We start from the raw sequence: 1,497 nt of genomic DNA on the forward strand, positions 1-1,497 counted from the left end.
CGCCCCCATTGTCCCCGGCGCTTGCACTTTGGCAACAGCGTTGCGAAAGTGGGTGGCATGACTGGCACACCCCTCGGCACAGCCCCCGGCTCGCCTAGTACGGCACCGGCGGCCGCAGAGCGGACCCTCCGAGAATGGGCGATGGACTTCTCCGACATAGCGCTCAACCTTTCGGCCTTCTTTACGAAGACGGCAATTCCGGCGTGGACAGCCTTTACTTCGTCAGCTGAACCCCAGACGTTACGACCGGTCGGTCCGAAAAATTGAGAGCTGCTGCTCTACCCGCAAGAATCAGGACCGCGGAACGCGCCCCATCAGGTAGAACTCCGGATTGGGCAGCATGCCGGAGAAACTCGCCATGCGATTGCTGAGCCCGAAGAATGCAGTGATCGCGGCGATGTCCCACGCGTCCTCGTCACCGAAGCCGTGCTCACGGAGGGCATCGAAGTCGACGTCGGCGATTTCGTGCGAGCCGGAGTTCACCTTCGTGGCGAAGTCGAGCATCGCGCGCTGACGATCGGAGATCTCTGCGGTGCGATAGTTGACCGCAACCTGATCGGCGACCAGCGGCTTCTTCTCGTAAATCCGCAGAATCGCGCCATGCGCGACGACACAGTACGTACATTTGTTGGCCGCAGAGATCGTGGTGACGATCATTTCGCGATCACCCTTGGTGAGCGCGGAATCTTCCTTGAGCATGATCGCGTCGTGGTACGCGAAGAATGCCCGGAACTCGGCCGGGCGCCGAGCGAACATCAGGAAGACGTTGGGCACGAACCCCGACTTCTCCTGGATCTCGAGAATCTTGGTGGCGATGTCCTCGGGCACCTCGGTCAATTCGGCCTGCGGAAAACGGGTGCTCACTGTGCCTCCTGGTCAACCAACGATGTTCGATTCAAGATAATGATGATTAACTGAGTTGTCCAGATGCATTTCCTGCCCTACTTTTTCGGGCACGGATAGTCGGGTACGACCCAAGCGATCTGCGTAGCGTGAAACCCGTGAACAGGAAGACACGATGATCGACGGACTGAACCGCGCACTCGAGTACATCGAGAGCAATCTGCGCGGCGAGATCGACACAGCCGAGATGGCAAGGCTGGCAACCACCTCGGAGTATCACTTTCGGAGGATGTTCTCGGCCCTGGCCGGCATTCCCGTATCCGAATACATCCGTCGACGTCGACTCACCGTGGCCGGCGCCGAGTTGTCCGTCAGCAGATCAGGGGTGTTGGAGACCGCCGTGAAATACGGCTACTCGTCCGCGGAAGCCTTCACACGAGCGTTCACCGCATTTCACGGAGTGAGCCCCGGCGCGGTCAAACGTGCTCCCGCCGTTCTCAAATCACAACCGAAACTTGTCATTCACGTGACGTTGGAAGGAGCCACACCGATGGACTACATGCTTGTGGAAAAACCTGCCCTGACCGTCGTCGGATTCAAAGCCCGGGTTCCGCTGGTTCACGAAGGTCCCAATTCTGCGATCGAAGATTTCAC

The 1,497-nt window shown here is 59.1% G+C and carries 2 protein-coding genes; one reads left to right on the forward strand and one right to left on the reverse strand.

Annotated elements, in window-relative coordinates; all coding sequences use genetic code 11:
• Positions 1-291: 291 nt before the first annotated feature.
• Entirely contained in the window at positions 292-864 is a 573-nt protein-coding gene (locus ABT116_RS45585; RefSeq protein ID WP_351646998.1) for a peroxidase-related enzyme, read from the reverse strand.
• A gap of 154 nt (positions 865-1,018) precedes the next feature.
• Between ABT116_RS45585 and ABT116_RS45590 the strand changes: the two genes are divergently transcribed.
• Positions 1,019-1,497 (forward strand): helix-turn-helix domain-containing protein (locus ABT116_RS45590; RefSeq protein WP_351647001.1); only part of this gene is annotated, 479 nt, incomplete at its 3' end.

Origin of the sequence: Streptomyces sp. NPDC002130 (genome assembly GCF_040296465.1) — a bacterium.
In the GTDB taxonomy this organism is placed as follows: Bacteria; Actinomycetota; Actinomycetes; order Streptomycetales; family Streptomycetaceae; genus Streptomyces.